Here is a 19607-nt window from a genome sequence, read left to right as displayed (position 1 = left end):
CAAAACGGATGGTGCAAACCATCCGTTTTTTTATGCCTGTATTTCAGCGGTCACCATAAATGGCGACATTACAAATTATTAGAACTGCCAACGGACACCGACGTTATAGCGCCAACCTTTGGCACCGTTGCCATCGATCTCTTTACGATAATCAGCTTCCGCGTACAGCGACACATCCTTCTGCAAGGTCGCCGTGCCGCCCGCGCCCACTTCCCACATCTGACCAAAATGCCCGCTGTTGAAGGTGCCGCCAAACGCCGGATTATCCACCGAAGACACGTTGGTGCTCGCCGTACCGCCCCAACCTTTGTAATAGTTGGCGCGCAGATACGGCGTGTATTGGCGATTGCTGTCATCTGTCCAGGTACGATCAAGACGCGCGCCAAGGCGGCCGATGGTTTGCTTGTAATCGCCATAACGCACTTTGTTGCCATCTTCATCGGTGAAGTCGTTCATATTCAACTTCATGTACATCAACTGCGCCTGCGGTTCGAGTTTGTAGCCATCACCCAATTCAAACGGATAGCCGCTCTCCAGCGATGCCGTCCAGCCGTGCGCTTTCAACTTCGCCACTTCTTGAGTACGCGCGGTATCGGTTTCGCCGCGATGCCAGTCAAACGACAACACGCCATCCAGATAGAAACCGCTCTGGCGCTGCCAGGTACCGTACAACGCCAGGCTGTCACTGTCGAAGGTGGTGCTGCTGTAACCGTCGGCGGCGTGCGGGCGGATGCGCGTGTTACCGCGCGTGTAAGCTAAGCCACCGCGCAGGCTGTCTTTTTCGCCATCCAGACGCAGCAAATTACCGCCGACCTGCACCGCGCTGTAATCGAGGTCGAAGTCATAGCCATAATCGCGGAAGCTTTGATCGGTTTTGTACTTGAGGTTCGAACCGATATAGCGCACGAACATCTCGCCACCGTCGCCTTCTGGCCGCGTTTGCTCATGGCGCAGTTCGCCGAGACGCTTATGCAGATCGTCGATAATCGCCGCAGTGTAATAAGCCAAACCAACCGGTGCAGAAACGTAAGACGGTACTTGCGGCACCACCGCTGGACGCGAATCGTAGCTGTGCGGCGTGCCAAACGCATCTGTGACAAAGGTTGGCTGGCAATCGGCGCTATTCTCGCAAACGTAGTAATTCGCCAGACGATAATCCCAGTAATTGTTGCCACTGCCGCTGACTAAACGCTGATTCGGATCGCTGCTGCCCGGCGCAAAGGTGTAAAGCCGGTACTGCCACGGCCCCGCAGCGAGATAGCCATCTTTCAGCGCGAAGCTATTGGCGCTGGCATTGCCGCCAACCTGCGCCAGTGAAATCCCCTCATTGCCTTCCACGCCGCCGTTGCGATTGAGATCGGTCAGCGCGCCAGTGCTGGCCTGCGCCAGATTGACGTTTAACAAGGTGGTGCCTGTGGCATTGCCGGTGACGTTAAGGTGGTCAGTGAACTGATTGCTCAACGCGCCGCCACTGTTGAGGTTAGTAACCAGATTGGCCTGGCCGCCGCTCGACGCCAGCGAGCCGTTGATATCCAGCGTATTGCCCGGCGAACCCGCGCCGTTGGTGAGATCCAGCGTACCGGCGTTGTTCACCACCAGCGAATCCGCGGTGCCGCCCGACAAGGTGGGATGCACATTATCACCGGCGAACAATGTGGAGTTGGCATCCACGTTGACGGTGCTGTGCGCCAGTTGCAGGTTGTCGGTTAAGGTCCATTGCGTATTGGTGAAGTTGATGGTGCTCCAGCCGCTGCCGAGGTTGACGCCTTTACTGAGATCGTCGGCGCTGAAGCTGCCGCCGCGATAATTGATTTGATTGAAGGTTAAGGTATTGCCGGTGCCGCTTCCGCTGGTGAGATGGTAAGTGGTGCCGAGATCGACATTGCTCACCAACGCCGAATTGTTGTTGTCATTGCCCATCGTCAGGCTGCCGTTGAGCGTGCCACCGGTCCAGCGGAAAGTATCCGAACCGCCGCCGGGATTGATGTCGCCCTGCACTTCGCCTTCGGTCAGCAGGATTTCATCATCAGCATTGCTGCCCGCTACCGCCACGGTTTGTGGATTAGCAGTGATGATGTTGCCAAAGTTCTCGAACACCGTTTTGCCGCCGCGCAAATCCACCACCGGCGCGGTCAAGCTGTTGGAAGTGAACGTACCGGTATTCACGATGGTGCCTGCGGTGCTGGATACCAGCGCCGAACCACCCGCTGCGTTGTCGATATTCACGTTGGCGGCGGTAGTCACATTGCCAGTGGTATTGGCGCGGATGCCGGTGCCGCCTGCGCCAGTAACGTTAAACTGATAGCCGGAACCGAGAGTTAAATTACCGTTGGTGGTGCTGCCATCGGCATTAGCAATGTTCAAACCAGTGCCGCTGCCCGACACATTGGTGGTCACGGTGGAAGCCGGATCGAACGGCACGGCGGTACGAATACCGTTGCCGTCGCCAACGTTGATGGTGAGATTACTCAGGCCGACGTTGCTCAGTTCAGCGCGGTTTTCAATGCCGTTGCCGCTGCCAAGCACATTGATGGTGGCATCACTGGCGCTTAACGCCGATGCGCCGCTATCCAGCAAAATGCCGTGCGCATTGCCACGCGTGGTGATCACCGTATCGCTGCCGGTCAACGCCAGCTGTGCGCCATCACTGATGCGCACGCCCGCAACGCCGTTATCGACGTTGATCGCGCCGCCTTTTGCCAGCGTGCTGCCGTTGCCAGAGACGTCCAGCCCAGTGCCATTGGCGACATTCACCGTGCCATTGTTAGTGAGCGTGCTACCGGCGCGCGAACGGATACCGATGTTATTACTGCCGGTAAGATTCACCGCGCCGTTATTCACCAGATTAGCGCCGTTGGTGACGTCAAAACCGATCGCGCCGCTGCCTGCTCCGTTGACGTTACCGTTGCTGGTGACGCTGGTGGCGGCGGAACTGCCATCCAGCGCATTGCTCAGATCGGTGCGCAGATTATTCACCAGCACGCCGACCGCATTGCTACCGCTGAGGTTGATGCTGCTGCCACTATCGAGCGTGGCGTTGGCGCCGCCTTCGGCACGGATCGCCGTGCTGCCCTGGCCGCTGGCGGTGAAGTTGGCGTTACGACTGTTCAGGCTGCTGCCGCTGCCGGAGATAATTGCCCCGGTGCTGTTGCTGGCGCTGGAGGTCAAGGTGGTCGGATTGGTGAAGCTCAGCGCGGCGCCATCATCAATGCGATAGCCGGTTGAACCATTGCTATTGATGTCTAACGCGTTGGCCGCCGAACTGATGCGCGAGCCGCTGCCCGCGGCGTGAAACGCAATTTGATCGCTGTTATTAAACACCGGCGTTGCACTGTTGCCGACATTCACCAGCGCACCGTTCAACGCTTCAGCGCCAATCGCGCCAGTGCCGTTCAGGTTGAGCGTGGTGCCATTATTGAGATTCGCCACCGCGCGATTCCCGCTGGCACTAACGCCGCGGCTGCGGCTGGCAGTGCTGCCGCCATTAACATTGATGTTGCCGCTGTTGTTAGCGGTGGTCGCCGCAGTGCTCCCATTGCTGTTGACCACAATGCCGGTGCCGCCGTCGTTAATTGTGATATTGCCGCTGTTGGTGCCGGTTGCGCCGCTCTCAACGCGGATGCCCGTCGCATTCGCGCCGCTGAAATTGATATCACCGCTATTGGTCAACTGCGCTCGGTTACGCGCCAGATAGCCGATCAAGCCGCTTTGCGAAGAGTTTAGTGCCGCTGCGGAATTGAGCGTGGTACTGCTGACCGGCGCGCCGCTGTTGGCACCAGATAACGCATGCTTCTGCCCATCGACAATCGCGCCAATCGCGTTATTGCCGGTGAGATTGATATTGGTGGCGGCATCAATGGTGCCGCTGGCGCCGCCTTCAATGTTGACGCCGGTGGCGCCCGCGCCGCTGACATTCAGTGTGGCGTTGCGGGTAAACACTTCAGTACCAGCACCGCCGCTGCCATTCACTGCGGTCGAACCCGCGCCAGAGGCAGTGAGCGACAAGTTGCTGCCATTAAAATCCGCGCCCTGCTCAACGCGGAACAGCGTGGAGTTGGTGGTGGTGACGTCAAACGGATTGTTGCCCGCCACGTTGATGCGCGCATTCGGGCCAAAGGCGAAGAAGGCGATTTGGTTGCTGCCGGAGGTGAAACTCGGAATGGCGTCTTGCGCCACATTCACCGTGGCGTTACCGCGCGCGTGCACGCCAATTGCGCCATTGCCGCTGAGATTTACCGGGCCATCAATGGTGGCGGTAGCAGTGCCGTTGCCCTGGCCTTCCACCCACACGCCAAAGTTACGCGTGCCGCTGGCAGGATCGGCGCCGCCTGCCACGTTAATCGTGCCGGTAGAATTAGCGGAGGCGGTGCCGCCATTGGTTGCCAATACTTTTAAGCCGGTACCATTCACACCGTTAAGATTGATGGTGCCTGCGTTATTGATCATGCCGCTGCTGTTGGTTACTAACATGCCGACGTTCTCGCGCGGAATGCTGGCCGCCGCGCCGTTGACATCAATAGTACCGGCGTTGATCAAGGTGCCGCCATTAACGCCGGCCGCCGACATCCCCGCCGCGTTTTGCACTCTTGAACCAATGGTAATATTGCCCTCATTGGTTGCCGTGCCGTTGGCGACCAGCGCGATGCCGCTGGTTAAGCCGCTTTGGTTCATCGCGGTATCAGCAACATTATCGGTCAGGCTGTTTTGCGGGCCGCGTCCAATGTAAATCTGGCCGCCCGAACTGTTGTTGAAGTTCGCGTTATCAGCAGTCAGCAACACGCCCGATGCGGTGCCGCGTGCGCTGGATCCGTTTACACCGACGTTGATATTGCCGTGGTTATTGGCGCTGGCGCCGTCATCGAGGCGAATTCCGGCGACGCCAAATGGCGTGTTGCTTCCGGTGGTGGCGAAGTTGACGATGCCGTTGTTGTCGAAGGTACTGCCGCTTTGTACCAGCACGCCATTGGCACCGTAACCGGTTGAACCAATGCCGGTGCCATCCACACGATTAAGGAAGCCGCCATTTATCACGCCGGTGGTGCTGGTGCTGCCGCTGCTGCCATCCGCTAATACCAGCGCGGTGCCGCTGTTAGCTGCGCTGCCACGGCTGGCAAGTTTGCCATCAATCACCGCTTGCGCGCCGTTGGAGGCTTTCACCGCGCCGCCGGTTGCGCCGTTCACTTCCAGCGTTTTTCCGGCTGCCAGGTGCACCGTTGAACCTGCGCCATCGGCATTGACCACGATGCGATTGCCAATCGGCTGCGTCACTTCATCAGGCGGCGTAGCGCTGACGTTGTAAACGATATTTTGATTGCTGACGCTGACCGCTTTATTGAACTCTGTCAGGTAGTTGCTGGTGCTGAGATTACCGGCTTGCAGTTGACTAATCAGCCAGTTGTTATACGTCTGCAACTGGCTGGCGTTGGTGACCGTGAAACTGTTGCTTTTACCATCCAGCGTTTGCACGCTAAAACTGCCGTTGTAAGTGGCGACGCTCTGCACCTGATAAGTTTGCGTGGCCGTCGCGCCATTGGCCTGTGCCACACTGCCAAAGAAGTTGATGCGGTTGTTGGAATCCCAGTTCAACGTGCTCGCGCTGTTCACCTGGAACAAGGTGGTTTGCTTGGCCGCCATACTCCAGCTGTTGCTGGTGGCGCTGCTGTTAGCGTTAGCCTGGCCGATATTGACGTTAAGCGTGCCGCCGTTGGTGACATTGGCGATGCGCGCATCGATATATTGGTCGCCATTGACATTTTGGATATCCGGCACGCTGGTGCTGGATGTCACCGGAGCCTGCGCCACCAAACTGGCCGAGTTGTACACCTGGAAGGTGGTGTTGCCGCCAGTGGTCGGATCGGGAACTGCGATGGCAAAGTTTTGCGGGCCGGGATCGAGTCGGGTTTGATTGAGGAATTCCGCGCCGGAGGTGATCGCGACTTGGCCTAAGGTGGTGGTGACGGCGCCATCGGTTCCGGGCGCAATTGAGGTGGCACTGCCGGTCAGCGTTTCTGTGCTGCCAACACCGTTAACGCTGTTTGGCTGCGCGCCGACCTGATTGTCATTGGCTTGTGGTGTGTAATTGCCCAACGTTACCGCTTGAACATTGATTGACGGATAAAACAGCGCAAGTGCAGCAGAAATACTCAAAGCGATCGGATTTAATCTGAACCTCATACTTCCTCCAATGGGCGTAAAGCGTCCACGCTGTTAGCCAACAGCGTTAAATTCATCGCGAGGGGATAAAACGGCAGCAATTACACCCATCCCGGTAAGCAATTTATTTGAAGCCTGTGTGAAGAAAGTACGGTGCAGCGAAAAAGGAATGGAACTGTTGTTATCGCATTTTATTGTTGGGCTTAGGTATAGACTTTTTTGCTACAAGACGCAAAAGGGAATTATCGCTAACCTATTGTCATATTGGAGAAATAAATGCGATGCGGGATGGATATTCAAAATAAATAAAGGCCAGCGTTAAGTTAAGTGCTAGCTTTGTATCTCGTTAATAAACCCTTTATTTTTTCCTAACGCTTTACTTACAGATGGCCCATTAACGTGAAAAGCCTCAGTACCAAGCTAAGCGATACGGCTTATGCAAAAAATGTGACATCAATCACACTTTAGCAGACCATAAATGGTTCTAACCCGGGCGCAGCGGAATTTCGTAGGGTCGCCATTTATGGTGACCTAAAAACGCGGCACCGACGCCCAAGTCGCCATCAATGGCGACCCTACGAAAACCGTTGCGGCTAACTTAAATCAACGCCGCGCGTGCCGCCCCACCAGGTAAAGGCGAAACCGCCAACCCACGCCACAATCAGCCCGGCGAGATACACCGCCATGCCCGCGAAGATGCCCTGTGAAGAAGTCATCAGCGGCAAGGTGACTAATCCCGATGGACCAAACACGGTATTCATCCCCACTGGCAGTCCCAGCCACGCCACCAGTCCGATAAAGAAACCACCGAGTGCGCCGCCACAACACGCAGTAATAAACGGCTTAAGGCGCGGCAGCGTGACGCCATAAATCAGCGGTTCACCCACGCCCAACAGGCCCGGCACAATCGCGCCTTTAATCTGTTGACGCAGCAGCGAATGTTTATCGGCTTTACACCATAACGCCAGCGACGCGCCGACCTGCCCGGCTCCGGCCATCGCCAAAATTGGGAACAGCGAATTAAAGCCCTGCGTTTCCATCAGCGCGAAATAGACCGGAATAAAGCCCTGATGAATACCGAACATCACCGCGATTAAAAATAATCCGGCCAAAATGGCGCAGCCAAACGGATTATTATTGAGATGAATGAACAACCACGACATGCCTTTAAATAATTCGCCGCCAATCGGCATAATCACCATGAAAGTCACCGCGCCGGTAATTAATAACGTCAGCAACGATGTCAGGATCATATCGAGATTATCGGGAATAATTTTGCGCAGCTGTTTCTCAATCCACGCGCCAAATATCGCCGCCAATAACACGCCGATAATATTGCCGCGCGGATCGATCGCCATGCCAAAGAAATCTTCCATGCCGCTGTAATAGCCGACGGTGGCTTTGGGCACGTAACCCAGCACAAACAACGATGCGATAATCGCGCCATTGACGCCGGTGCCGCCAAAGGCTTTCTGCGCGTTATAGCCGATCAAAATACTCAAGAAGGTGAACAGCCCCTTGCCGAACACTTTCATGTACGCCACGGTGTCCAGCAGCCAACGCGCGTGATCGCCGGGTTGATTAAGGTGGAAGATCTGCTCGATCAAGGTGGCAAACCCCAGCAACAAACCGGCACCGATAAAACCGGGGATCAGCGGGGTAAAAATGGTGGCGAAGCAGGAGAGAAAACGATGCAATCCGCTGGTTTGTTTCGCCTTCATCTGCTGCTTCTGCGCGCTGGCAATGCTGTGCAAATCGCGTGGCGCTGGCGGTTGATCGCCATCGTTAAGCAGCAGCTGCATTTTCTCTGCCGCCGTTTGCGCTTTGCCGGGACCGAGCACGATCTGCAATTGCGCATCGCTGTCGATCACACCGAGCACGCCAGGTAAGGTTTTCAGTTTCGCGCTATCCACCTGCGTGGCATCCGCTAACGTCAAACGCAGGCGCGTCATGCAGTTACCGCACTGCACCACGTTGCGCGCGCCTCCCACCGCGTGCAGGATATCGCGCAGCAATCCTTCGGTGATGGCGGCCATTATTGTGCTCCTGCATCGCGTAATGCCTGACGAATAAAGCCTTTATTCTGGTTCAGCAGGGATTTCGCCTCGGCGGCATCTAAACCTGCCAGCACCATCACAATCGCGGTTTTGCAATGTCCGCCACATGAGGAAAGCGCTTGCTGCGCCGTGGCATCATCACATTCGGTGGCTTGTTTCACGATGTTGATTTGGCGCTGCACCAGCTTCTGATTGGTGGCTTCAACATCCACCATTAGATTGCCATACACCTTGCCGCTGCGAATCATCGCGCCGGTGGTGATCATATTCAGCACCAGCTTCTGCGCAGTACCGGCTTTCATGCGTGATGAGCCGGTGACCACTTCCGGGCCGACCACCGGCGTGAGCGCCACATCCGCCGCTTGCGACATCGGACTGTTGGGATTGCAGGTTAACGCCGCAGTAAACGCGCCCTGCTGGCGTGCGTAGGCCAGCGCGCCGAGCACGTACGGTGTGCGCCCGCTGGCGGCAATCCCCACCAACACATCGTTGCCATTGAAGCCGATATCACGCAGATCCTGCGCGCCCTGTTCGACGTTATCTTCGGCGTTCTCCACCGCTTGCAGAATCGCGGTATGGCCGCCAGCGATCAAACCCACCACTTGCGTGCGCGGCGTGCCAAAAGTCGGCGGGCATTCGCTGGCATCGAGAATCCCTAAACGGCCTGAAGTGCCTGCGCCGCAATAGATCAGACGTCCGCCCTGGCAGAAGGCCGCCGTGATGGCATCCACCACCTGCGCAATCTGTGGCACGATGGCTTCCACCGCCAGCGCCACTTTTTTGTCTTCATCATTAATCACACGCAGCATCGCTTCAGTGGCGAGTTCATCAATGTTCTGACTGGCGGGATTACGACCTTCGGTGATCATCTGGCTAAGATCGATGTTCATGGCATGCTCCTGCTATGGAATTATTTATTCTAAAAACCATATAGTATATGGAATTGTTAATTACTCCAGTGAGAATGATTTTTGCTGACTGACCGGCACAAAAAAGCCTGCACAAGCAGGCTTATGGTTTGATGATGCGGTTTATGATTTGGCTAATTCCCTGCGCGCTAACTCGGCTAAGAATCCACTCCTTGAACCATACTCCCGATGCTTCTCGACGTAGCGATCAATGCGCGCTAACAAATTCTGGGCAATGGTGATGTTTAACTTCACAGCCTTCCCTTCATACTTGCTGAGATCGACATCCACATAAGCCCATGCGCCTCCCTGACAATCTTCATGATCAAGATAATCATCGAAGGATTTAGCCTGCGGAATGGAGCCACCTTCATCGACAGTAAACTCAACATGAGCATCTATCGCTTCTGCTGCATCCTGAATGGTGTTCGCAAAAGTATCGCCAGCGAAGTAGCACCCGATCACGTCAGGTACAAATCCGGAGTAAGTGCCACTCTCAGTTTTGTGAATATAAATGGGAAATCTCATTTGTAACCCCCACCAGCTTTAGCTGGGTTCCTATTGCGTGCAAAGCACTTAAGAAATGACTATCCGAAATTCAGGCGCGCCGCGCGCGCCTGCCATCACATTTGTTTAAGTATTGTATTTAACGTCCCTGTTGACATGTCTTTAGTGGGATGAGGGACTGCAATTGCATAGCTAATGCCACTCTTTTTAAAAATGTGGTGACTTCCTTTCACCCTTTTCCTCACCCACCCATTTTTCTCCAGGAGCTTAATGAGTTCAGCACTAGTCAAAATACCCTCCCTGAATCACCCGAATCATACCCACTATAACCACACAAAACAACAAATGGTGGTTATAGTGGGTGTAGATTACAGCGTGTTCTTGATGAGGAAGACATAAGAACTGTCCGCAGCGGGCATAAAAAAACCCGCCGAAGCGGGTTTGATCAGATTAAGCGCCTAAGATTAACTGGCGCTTTGCGTACGCATTTGCAGCTCGTATGCGGCGGCTTGTTTGGTGTCGAACTGGTCTTCCCAGCGCGCAATCACCAATACGGCCAACGCGTTGCCGATCACGTTCAAGGCGGTACGCGCCATGTCCATGATGCGATCGACACCGGCGATGAACGCCAAACCTTCCAGCGGAATACCCACGCTGCCCAGCGTTGCCAGCAGCACCACGAAGGAGACGCCCGGTACGCCAGCGATGCCTTTCGACGTCACCATCAGCGTCAGCACCAGAATGATTTCATCGGTCAGCGACAGGTCGATGCCGTACAACTGTGCGATAAAGATCGCCGCGATGCTTTGGTACAGTGTTGAACCGTCGAGGTTGAACGAATAACCGGTTGGCACCACGAAGCTGGTGATGGCTTTCGGTGCGCCGTAGGCTTCCATTTTCTGCATGATGCGTGGCAGCACGGTTTCGGAACTGGACGTCGAATAGGCAAGAATCAGCTCGTCTTTCAGAATGCGCATCAGCGTAGTAATGCGCAGCTTACAGAAGCGCGCTACTGCACCAAGTACCACGAACGCAAAGAACAGGATCGCCACGTACACCAGCAGCACCAGCTTGGCGAGCGGATAGAGCGAAGCAAAACCGAAGTTGGCGATAGTGACCGCAATCAGCGCAAACACGCCGACTGGCGCATAACGCATGATCATGTGCGTCACTTTAAACATGGTTTCGGAAATCGAACGGAACACCGTTACTAGCGGATCGCGATGTTCCTTCGGCAACGCCGACAGGCCCATACCAAACAGCACCGAGAAGAAGATAATCGGCAGCATGTCGCCCTTCACCAGCGAGGCAAAGATGTTCTGCGGGATCAGCGACAAAATGGTGGTGACCAGACCGTGAGGCGCACCCTGCACCGCTTCGGTAGTGGCTTCGTATTTAGAGATGTCCACCGTTGCCAGCGTTGACATATCAATGCCGCTGCCGGGTTGGAATACGTTGGCCAGCGTAATGCCGACCACAATGGCAAGGGTGGTGATCACTTCAAAATAAATGATGGTTTTGACACCAATACGGCCGAGCTTTTTCGCATCGCCAACGCCAGCAATGCCGACAATCAACGAAGAAATGACAATCGGCACCACAATCATTTTGATCAGATGAATGAAGATGTCACCAGCTGGCGTCAGAATGTTAGTGATTAACCATTCACGATCGTCTGGCTGATTATGCAGCACAGTTCCCACGATGACGCCCAAAATCAGCGCTAGCAAAATCTGCCATGCGAGGGTGAACTTAAAACCTTTCATAACGCTTATTTCCTCAAGTCAAAAACCCCTTGCTCTGCTGCGAAGGTGCAGAAGAAATGTCACACAGGGAAGTGAGCAAAAGCCCGATAAAATAGAGGGTTATTGTTGATTGCTTTCATTTCTTGCCGTGCCAGCATTTTGCGCCTGCGAAATGATGCAATCTGAGTTGATACCTGCTGAACAGGGCCGAGATAAGTACCATTTTCACTACGGTAAATGCAACCCCCGGCGGGATAGCGCAAATCTTATTCAGGTTAGTAGCATAAAATGCTGAGGTGAGTTAACGGCTATAACTCGCTGTTATGAAAAGTGTTAATTCGATAAGTTTCCGCATAGCTATGCATTAGTGGGTAAAAACTGGCCGGGTGCGTTTGCTGGATTTTTGCACAGCAATCCCGGCATGCTGGCGAATTAACAGCAGAATTGGCTGTATTTATGGATGCATTTGTCAGAAGCGATTCAGCCATTTTATGGCTGGCTAAAAGGTCGTGATCCAGACTACAAAACAGAAACAAAGCTTTTGAACGCGCTTCAATTAACCTTTGATTGACATATGATTAACATCTTCAAGGAGGTCAGCCATGAGCCAAATACACAAGCATCCCGTACCCGCTGCCATCGCAGCGAATGCCCTGATAAATGCCGATCAGTATGCGGCGCTGTACCAACAATCGGTTGACGATCCCGACACCTTTTGGGGTGAACAAGGCAAAATCCTCGACTGGATTAAACCTTATAGCAAAGTGAAAAACACCTCCTTTGCCCCCGGCAATATTTCAATTCGCTGGTATGAAGACGGCGCGCTGAATCTCGCCGCCAACTGCCTTGATCGCCATCTGGCGACGCGTGGCGATCATCCCGCCATTATTTGGGAAGGCGACGACGCCAGCGAAAGCAAAACCATTACTTTCCGCGAGCTGCATGGCGACGTGTGCCGCTTCGCTAACGTACTCGGTAGCCTGGGCGTGAAGAAAGGCGACGTGGTTGCCATCTATATGCCAATGGTGCCGGAAGCGGCGGTGGCGATGCTGGCCTGCGCGCGCATTGGCGCGGTGCACTCAGTGATTTTCGGCGGCTTCTCACCGGAAGCGGTCGCCGGTCGCGTAGTGGATTCCAACGCCAAATTGATCATCACCGCTGACGAAGGCGTGCGCGCCGGTCGCAGCATTCCGCTGAAGAAAAACGTTGATGATGCCCTGAACAATCCCAACGTCACCACAGTGAAAAACGTGGTGGTGTTCAAGCGCACCGGCAAAGATACCGGCTGGCGCGAAGGCCGCGATTTGTGGTGGCACGATTTAGTGGCGAAGGCCAGCGATCAGCATGAGCCTGTCGCCGTCGATGCCGAACATCCGCTGTTTATCCTTTATACCTCCGGTTCCACCGGCAAACCGAAAGGCGTGCTGCACACCACCGGCGGTTATCTGGTGTATGCCGCCAGCACCTTTAAGTATGTGTTTGATTATCATCCAGATGATGTCTACTGGTGCACCGCCGATGTCGGTTGGATCACCGGCCACAGCTATCTGATTTACGGTCCACTGGCGTGCGGCGCTACCACGCTGATGTTTGAAGGCGTGCCGAACTGGCCGAAACCCAGCCGCATGGCGGAAGTGGTTGATAAACATAAGGTTACGTTACTGTATACCGCGCCAACCGCGATTCGTGCCTTGATGGCCGAAGGCGATAAAGCGATTGAAGGAACCGATCGTAGCAGCTTGCGCATCATGGGTTCGGTCGGCGAGCCGATTAACCCGGAAGCGTGGGAATGGTATTACAACAAGATTGGCGATGGCCGCTGCCCGATTGTCGATACCTGGTGGCAAACCGAAACCGGCGGATTCATGATCACACCATTGCCGGGCGCGACTGAGCTGAAAGCCGGTTCCGCTACCAAGCCGTTCTTTGGCGTGCAGCCGGCATTAGTCGATAACGAAGGCAATGCGTTGGACGGCGCAACTGAAGGCAACCTGGTGATCGTCGATTCGTGGCCGGGCCAGGCACGTACGCTGTATGGCGATCACGATCGCTTCGAGCAAACCTACTTCTCCACCTTCAAAAACCGCTACTTCAGTGGCGACGGCGCACGCCGTGATGAAGATGGTTATTACTGGATCACCGGCCGCGTCGATGACGTGCTGAACGTTTCCGGCCACCGCCTCGGCACCGCCGAGATTGAATCGGCGCTGGTGTCGCATCCGAAGATTGCCGAAGCCGCGGTGGTGGGCATTCCGCACAGCATCAAAGGCCAGGCGATTTACGCCTATATCACGCTGAACCACGGCGAAGAGCCGTCGCCAGAGCTGTACACCGAAGTCCGTAATTGGGTGCGTAAAGAGATCGGCCCGATTGCCACGCCGGATGTGTTGCACTGGACCGATTCGCTGCCGAAAACCCGCTCCGGCAAGATCATGCGCCGCATTCTGCGCAAAATTGCCGCTGGCGATACCAGCAATCTCGGCGATACCTCTACGCTGGCCGATCCGGGCGTGGTAGAGAAATTGCTGGAGGAGAAACAGTCCATCACCATGCCGTAATCGGCTTCTGTTGTAAGGGCGGCCATTTGGCCGCCCTTATATGCCAAGTAGTTCTGAGTTCGCACAACTTATAAAACTAGAATATTCAGCCAGTTAAATCATTTAATCGTGAGTATGCTGGCCGCCTTGCCTCTGGAGAAAATGTGATGAACGAAACCCTGAACCAACAGGAAGCTGTCTGGCAACAAATCGAGAGCAATCCGCGCTATCAGGAATTGGTGCACAAGCGCCAGGCGTTTGCGTTGCTGCTCAGCGCGATCATGCTGGTGCTGTACGTCGGCTTTATTTTGCTGATCGCCTTTGCGCCGGGTTGGCTCGGTACGCCGTTGCATGCCGGTACCAACGTGACGCGCGGTATTCCGATTGGCGTCGGTTTGATTGTGGTGTCGTTCGTGTTGACCGGCATTTACGTGTGGCGCGCCAACGGCGAATTTGATCGCCTGACCAAACAGGTTCTGAGCGAGGTGAAATCATGAAGCGCCTGCTGTCGATTTTCCTCGCGGTGGTGCCCGCCAGTGTGTTCGCCGCCGATGCGATTACCGGCGCGGTGCAGCGCCAGGCCACCAACTATGAAGCCATCATTATGTTCGTGGTGTTCGTTGCTGCAACATTAGGCATCACCTATTGGGCCTCCAAACGAACCCGTTCTCGCAGCGATTACTACACGGCGGGCGGCAATATCACCGGTTTCCAAAACGGATTGGCGATTGCCGGTGATTTCATGTCGGCGGCCTCGTTCCTCGGTATTTCTGCGCTGGTTTACACCTCAGGATATGACGGGCTGATTTACTCGCTCGGCTTCCTTGTCGGCTGGCCGATGATTCTGTTTTTGATTGCGGAACGTCTGCGTAATCTGGGACGTTACACCTTCGCCGATGTGGCTTCCTATCGGCTGGAACAGAAGCCGATTCGTACGCTGTCGGCCTGCGGATCGTTGGTGGTGGTGGCGCTGTATCTGATCGCGCAGATGGTCGGCGCGGGCAAATTGATCCAGTTGCTGTTCGGCCTCGATTACCATGTCGCGGTGGTGATGGTCGGGATTTTGATGGTGCTGTACGTGCTGTTTGGCGGCATGTTAGCCACCACCTGGGTGCAGATCATCAAAGCGGTGCTGCTGCTGTTTGGTGCCAGCTTCATGGCGATCATGGTGATGAAAACCGTGGGCTTCAGCTTCAACACGCTGTTCACCGAAGCGATAGCAGTCCATCCCAAAGGCGCGGCGATTATGCAGCCAGGCGGGCTGGTAAAAGATCCGATATCGGCGCTGTCGCTTGGCCTCGGTTTGATGTTTGGTACCGCCGGTTTGCCGCATATTTTGATGCGCTTCTTTACCGTAGCGGATGCGCGCGAAGCACGTAAAAGCGTGTTCTGGGCCACCGGCTTTATGGGCTACTTCTACTTCCTGACCTTTATTATTGGCTTCGGCGCGATTCTGCTGGTTGGCGCTAATCCGGCATTTAAAGATGCCACTGGCGCGCTGCTCGGCGGCACCAATATGGCGGCGGTGCATCTGGCAAATGCGGTGGGTGGCAGCTTGTTCCTCGGCTTTATCTCGGCGGTGGCCTTCGCCACGATTCTGGCGGTAGTAGCCGGTTTGACGCTGGCCGGGGCTTCGGCGGTGTCGCACGATTTGTATGCCAGCGTGATCCGCAAAGGTCAGGCGACCGAGCGCGAGGAGTTACGCATCTCGAAAATCACCGTGCTGGTGCTAGGTGCGGTGGCGATTGGCTTAGGGATTTTGTTCGAGAAGCAGAACATTGCCTTCATGGTGGGCCTGGCGTTCTCCATTGCGGCCAGCTGTAACTTCCCGATTATTCTGCTGTCGATGTACTGGTCGAAACTCACCACGCGTGGCGCCATGATTGGCGGCTGGCTGGGATTGATTACGGCGGTGGTGCTGATGATTCTTGGCCCGACGATTTGGGTGCAGGTATTAGGGCACGAGAAACCGATTTATCCGTATGAGTATCCGGCGCTGTTCTCCATGCTGGCGGCGTTTATTGGTATCTGGCTGTTCTCGATTACCGATCATTCCGCGCGCGGTGCGCAGGAACGCGCTCGCTTCCGTGGGCAGTTTATTCGTTCGCAGACCGGGATTGGGATTTCACAGGGTAAATCGCATTAGGGATTGTGCGGGCTGCCCCTACCCTTCTCCCACTTGTGGGAGAAGGCCGGGATGAGGGACAAGCCGCACCCTAACAAAAAGGGCGACCTAATTGGTCGCCCTTTTTCATGCTAATCAAACCATTAGAAACGCAGTGACGCACCAACATACGGGCCATCGACCAGTACGTTATCTTTGCGGCTGCCTTTGTTGTTCAGTTCGATGTACTGATAACCCACGCGCAGGTTGAGCAGTGAAATCGGGGTGAAGCTCAGGCCACCTGACGCTTCTTTATAGCTATCGAGGTGATCAGAGAACGCTTCTGGCGCGTAGTAGTATTCGCCGTACAAGCCCCACATGCTGTTGAAGTTATATTGCGCACCGGCACCCACAGCAACGCCGAAGCCATCTTTACCATCTTCCGGATGGGTGAACAGCGCTTTCGCGGTTGGCGCGATGCGGAAATCACCGACATCAATGTTGTAGCCCAGACCCAAACCATAAGTGCTGCCATCGTGATCGCTACGCAGCCAGTTGCCTTTCAGGAACAAGCCAGGCGAAGTGGTTCCGAGACCAAGGTTCAGGTTGGTGCTGCGCTCACCCACGTCAACACTGCCCTCGATTGCCTGTGCGCCGCTGCTCAGCAGGGCCAGACCCAATACACTTCCAGTAACAAGTTGCTTAAACATGTGATTCCACTCCATGAAGGACAATTAATTCGGCGGCAAGGTTAACAGCCTGACAAATTGAGACAACTTTATTTGGAAAGCTTTACGTAAAAATGGGTTACAGCGGGGAAAACGGCCGGTTACGACCGTTTAGAGCATCAGAAACGCCAGGCGGCACCGATGAATAAGCCATCGATCAGACGTTGGTCATTTTGCCCGTATTTGCCATCGGTCGATAAATAACGGTAGCCGCTACTTAATGTTAGCCAGTGGGCTGGTTGGTAATAAACGCCCGCCTCTAACTGATGCAAATGATGTAAATGATAAGTGGCGAAGTCTGGAGCCAGGCTGTAATCGATGTACAACCAAGTTGCGCCCGCTTTGGGTAACGGCGCCATTAAACGTACGCCAGCGTTTAAGCCACTGCTGTAGGAATGATTATTATCCAGATCGGCCCAGAACGCGCCAACACGTGGCACCACGCGCAATGCCCCGAATGCCGCGCCATATCCGACATTGGCAACCATAAATTGCGTCTGCTGCTCGCCCTTCACATACTCTGCGCCGAATTGCACGCCTAACGCGGTTCTATCACTATTGATGGCGGCAGAAAAAAAATCGCTGCTGCCTTTAATGCCGAGCTCAGCAGCATTAATCCCGGAGGTAGCCAGCATTAGGCCACATGCTAAGTAGAACTTTTTCATTCTCGCTTCCTTGTTATTTGCGTGCGCAAACAGTAAGCAAAGCGATAACACACAGCTATGAGTCCAGACTCAAAAACAGCGTTAAGACACCCACAGCAAGTGGCTTAGCAAGGGCGCCAGAATCACCGTGACCACACCAGACAGCATCATCACCAAACTCGACACCACGCCTTCTTGCTGACCGATTTGGTAAGCGCGCGCAGTGCCGGCACCATGCGAAGCCGCGCCAAAACCAGCGCCTTTTGCCACACCTTGTTTAATGGCGAGGCGCAGAAACAGCACGTCGCCGACCGCCATGCCAAACACGCCGGTGATTACCACAAATAGGGCCACTAAATCCGGCTGGCCGCCAATCGGTTGTGCCGCGGCCAACGCAAACGGCGTGGTGATCGAGCGTACCGCCAGACTGCGTTGAATGCTTTCTGGCAAGGTCAGTAAACGCGCCAGCCACACTGAACTGCACACCGCTACCAGCGTCGCGGTCAGCACGCCGACGCTCAGCGACAGCCAATGGCGTTTAATGATTTCAAGGTTTTCATACACTGGCACGGCAAACGCCAGCGTCGCCGGACCGAGCAACCAAATCAGCCAGTGACTTTCCGCGATGTAGTTTTTCCAACTGACATGGGTACACAGCAGCAGTGCTACCAGCACCAACGGCGTTAACACCAACGGCATCAACAGCAGCGTGCGCCAGCGGCGATAGAGCATTTTGTTGATGTAGTAGATCAGCAACGTGAACGCCAGACACAGCAGGCTTATCAGTAAATCATTCATGAGCAGCCTGCTTACGTGCCGCGCGCGCCAGTTCGAAGCGATACAATTTATCCACCACCAGCGCAGTGGACGCCAGCACCAGCAGCGTGCTCACCGCAATCACCACGCAGATGCGCCAACCTTCAGCGCGCAGCAAATCGCTGTAATTCACCACCGCCACCACCGCCGGAATAAAGAACAGCAGCATTTCGGCCAGCAGCCAGTTTGCACCGGCTTTGACCCAGCGCAGCGGCACCACGCCAGTCATAATCAACAGCAGCAACAACACCATGCCAACCACATTGGCAGGCAGCGGCAAATGCAGCCAGTTCACCAGCTCGCCACTAAAAATAAATAACCCGACGTACAACACCAGTTGCAGTGGAATCGATACCCGTTGTAGCAGATCCGTTCTGCGCGGACTTAATGCCATCATTTCCTGTTCCCCAGTAATAAATTCAGGGCTTAGTATAAATCCGCGCCAAACTGTGAAAGAAATGAATTAAAATCATTCAAACTATGCCAAAAAGGAATGATTATGGACGTGCGTGCGCTGCGCTACTTCACCGAAGTGGTGCGACAACAAAGCTTCACCCGCGCGGCGGAAAAACTCTACGTGACGCAACCGACCATCAGCAAAATGCTGCGTCAGTTGGAGGAGGAGCTCGGTTGCACCTTGCTGCTGCGCGAAGGACGCAAGCTGCATCTGACGGACAGCGGCCAGGCGGTTTATCAGCGCGGATTGGCGATTTTGCAGGAATTTCATCAGCTCGAAGCACAGCTCGGCGATATCAACCAATTGAAAACCGGCGAGTTGCGCCTGGGCATTCCGCCAATGGTCGGCATGCAGATTGCCGGGTCGATCTCCGCCTTTCGTCGTCGCTATCCCGGTGTACAGCTGAAAATTGCCGAATATGGCGGTTTGACGGCGCAGCAAGCGGTGCTGAGCGGCGCATTGGATATCGCCCTCACCGCCTTGCCGATCGATGCCGAATTGCCGCTGAATACGCTGGAGTTGATGCACCATCCGCTTTGCGTGCTGCTGCCGCGCAACGAGATGTGGCTCGAGCATACGCAGGTCGGTTTGCCGGAATTGGCGCAACATCCGCTGCTGATCCTCAATGAAGAGTTCGCGCTTAATCGTCAGATCATGAAAGCCTTTCAGCGCCTGCATCTGACGCCCAACATTGCGTTGCGCAGCGCGCAGTGGGATTTTCTGGCGGCGATGGTGCAAGCGGGAATGGGGCTGGCGATTCTGCCTGAACCGATTTGTCAGCGTCTGGATAAGCAATCGCTGCTGTGGCTGCCGCTGGAGGCGGAGCTGCAATGGAGTTTAGGCTTGATTTGGCGGGAAGGCAGTTACTTGTCGCGCAGCGCGCAGGCGTGGATTGAGTGTTGTCGTGAGTATTGGCCGGATCAGGCGCCGCGGCTGTCGGTGTAAGATGTG

Annotated in this window: 14 protein-coding genes; 4 read left to right on the top strand and 10 right to left on the bottom strand. The window is 55.0% G+C overall.

Features of this window, described 5'->3' with window-relative positions; all coding sequences use genetic code 11:
- Positions 1–78: 78 nt before the first annotated feature.
- The 6 genes from ACPUC7_RS10180 to gltP all read right to left on the bottom strand — a co-directional run bounded on the left by ACPUC7_RS10180 (position 79) and on the right by gltP (position 11391).
- Positions 79–6174 carry an autotransporter outer membrane beta-barrel domain-containing protein gene (locus ACPUC7_RS10180; protein WP_494922846.1) on the bottom strand — a complete coding sequence of 2032 codons (6096 nt, stop codon included), beginning with the start codon at positions 6172–6174 and terminating at the stop codon, positions 79–81.
- Positions 6175–6746: 572 nt separating this feature from the next.
- Positions 6747–8189 carry a PTS N-acetylmuramic acid transporter subunit IIBC gene (gene murP / locus ACPUC7_RS10175; protein ID WP_494922845.1) on the bottom strand — a complete coding sequence of 481 codons (1443 nt, stop codon included), beginning with the start codon at positions 8187–8189 and terminating at the stop codon, positions 6747–6749.
- On the bottom strand, positions 8189–9100 hold the full coding sequence (gene murQ / locus ACPUC7_RS10170; RefSeq protein ID WP_494922844.1) for an N-acetylmuramic acid 6-phosphate etherase: 912 nt from the start codon (positions 9098–9100) through the stop codon (positions 8189–8191). Before murQ ends, murP begins: the two co-directional genes overlap by 1 nt.
- A 141-nt stretch (positions 9101–9241) precedes the next feature.
- Positions 9242–9646 (bottom strand): type II toxin-antitoxin system HicB family antitoxin, encoded by a 405-nt coding sequence (locus ACPUC7_RS10165; protein WP_494922843.1) that lies wholly within the window; start codon positions 9644–9646, stop codon positions 9242–9244.
- Between the two features lie 95 nt (positions 9647–9741).
- On the bottom strand, positions 9742–9915 hold the full coding sequence (locus tag ACPUC7_RS10160; protein ID WP_494922842.1) for a type II toxin-antitoxin system HicA family toxin: 174 nt from the start codon (positions 9913–9915) through the stop codon (positions 9742–9744).
- 174 nt (positions 9916–10089) lie between these two features.
- Positions 10090–11391 (bottom strand): glutamate/aspartate:proton symporter GltP, encoded by a 1302-nt coding sequence (gene gltP, locus ACPUC7_RS10155; RefSeq protein WP_343552319.1) that lies wholly within the window; start codon positions 11389–11391, stop codon positions 10090–10092.
- Positions 11392–11972: 581 nt separating this feature from the next.
- Here gltP and acs point away from each other — a divergent pair.
- From acs to actP, 3 genes are all read left to right on the top strand, one after another.
- Positions 11973–13928, top strand: a complete 1956-nt coding sequence (acs, locus tag ACPUC7_RS10150) for an acetate--CoA ligase (protein WP_494922841.1) — start codon at positions 11973–11975, stop codon at positions 13926–13928.
- Between the two features lie 146 nt (positions 13929–14074).
- Positions 14075–14404, top strand: a complete 330-nt coding sequence (locus ACPUC7_RS10145; RefSeq protein ID WP_343552321.1) for a DUF485 domain-containing protein — start codon at positions 14075–14077, stop codon at positions 14402–14404.
- Positions 14401–16053: a cation/acetate symporter ActP gene (gene actP, locus ACPUC7_RS10140; RefSeq protein WP_494922840.1), complete on the top strand. Its 1653-nt coding sequence runs from the start codon at positions 14401–14403 to the stop codon at positions 16051–16053. Before ACPUC7_RS10145 ends, actP begins: the two co-directional genes overlap by 4 nt.
- A gap of 122 nt (positions 16054–16175) precedes the next feature.
- On the opposite strand, the gene ACPUC7_RS10135 is transcribed toward actP, so the two are convergent.
- From ACPUC7_RS10135 to ACPUC7_RS10120, 4 genes are all read right to left on the bottom strand, one after another.
- Positions 16176–16721 carry a YfaZ family outer membrane protein gene (locus ACPUC7_RS10135; protein ID WP_494922839.1) on the bottom strand — a complete coding sequence of 182 codons (546 nt, stop codon included), beginning with the start codon at positions 16719–16721 and terminating at the stop codon, positions 16176–16178.
- 137 nt (positions 16722–16858) lie between these two features.
- Positions 16859–17404 (bottom strand): YfaZ family outer membrane protein, encoded by a 546-nt coding sequence (locus ACPUC7_RS10130; RefSeq protein WP_494922838.1) that lies wholly within the window; start codon positions 17402–17404, stop codon positions 16859–16861.
- A gap of 81 nt (positions 17405–17485) precedes the next feature.
- Complete coding sequence (locus ACPUC7_RS10125; protein ID WP_343552325.1) at positions 17486–18181, bottom strand: LrgB family protein; 696 nt, start codon at positions 18179–18181, stop codon at positions 17486–17488.
- On the bottom strand, positions 18174–18596 hold the full coding sequence (locus ACPUC7_RS10120) for a CidA/LrgA family protein (RefSeq protein ID WP_494922837.1): 423 nt from the start codon (positions 18594–18596) through the stop codon (positions 18174–18176). Before ACPUC7_RS10120 ends, ACPUC7_RS10125 begins: the two co-directional genes overlap by 8 nt.
- Positions 18597–18698: 102 nt before the next feature.
- On the opposite strand from ACPUC7_RS10120, the gene ACPUC7_RS10115 reads away from it, so the two are divergent.
- Positions 18699–19601, top strand: coding sequence for a LysR family transcriptional regulator (locus ACPUC7_RS10115; RefSeq protein ID WP_494922836.1), 903 nt, complete (start codon positions 18699–18701; stop codon positions 19599–19601).
- Positions 19602–19607 lie beyond the last annotated feature (6 nt).

It is taken from the genome of Pantoea sp. CFCC18179, assembly GCF_059412405.1.
The sequence above is the reverse complement of the archived record's forward strand: the minus strand, read 5'-3'. Positions and strand labels throughout refer to the sequence as shown.

Coding starts and splice junctions, on each gene's coding strand:
- ACPUC7_RS10180 (WP_494922846.1), bottom strand. CDS start 6,174: ATGAGGTTCAGATTAAATCCGATCGCTTTGAGTATTTCTGCTGCACTT.
- murP (WP_494922845.1), bottom strand. CDS start 8,189: ATGGCCGCCATCACCGAAGGATTGCTGCGCGATATCCTGCACGCGGTG.
- murQ (WP_494922844.1), bottom strand. CDS start 9,100: ATGAACATCGATCTTAGCCAGATGATCACCGAAGGTCGTAATCCCGCC.
- ACPUC7_RS10165 (WP_494922843.1), bottom strand. CDS start 9,646: ATGAGATTTCCCATTTATATTCACAAAACTGAGAGTGGCACTTACTCC.
- gltP (WP_343552319.1), bottom strand. CDS start 11,391: ATGAAAGGTTTTAAGTTCACCCTCGCATGGCAGATTTTGCTAGCGCTG.
- acs (WP_494922841.1), top strand. CDS start 11,973: ATGAGCCAAATACACAAGCATCCCGTACCCGCTGCCATCGCAGCGAAT.
- ACPUC7_RS10145 (WP_343552321.1), top strand. CDS start 14,075: ATGAACGAAACCCTGAACCAACAGGAAGCTGTCTGGCAACAAATCGAG.
- actP (WP_494922840.1), top strand. CDS start 14,401: ATGAAGCGCCTGCTGTCGATTTTCCTCGCGGTGGTGCCCGCCAGTGTG.
- ACPUC7_RS10135 (WP_494922839.1), bottom strand. CDS start 16,721: ATGTTTAAGCAACTTGTTACTGGAAGTGTATTGGGTCTGGCCCTGCTG.
- ACPUC7_RS10130 (WP_494922838.1), bottom strand. CDS start 17,404: ATGAAAAAGTTCTACTTAGCATGTGGCCTAATGCTGGCTACCTCCGGG.
- ACPUC7_RS10125 (WP_343552325.1), bottom strand. CDS start 18,181: ATGAATGATTTACTGATAAGCCTGCTGTGTCTGGCGTTCACGTTGCTG.
- ACPUC7_RS10120 (WP_494922837.1), bottom strand. CDS start 18,596: ATGATGGCATTAAGTCCGCGCAGAACGGATCTGCTACAACGGGTATCG.
- ACPUC7_RS10115 (WP_494922836.1), top strand. CDS start 18,699: ATGGACGTGCGTGCGCTGCGCTACTTCACCGAAGTGGTGCGACAACAA.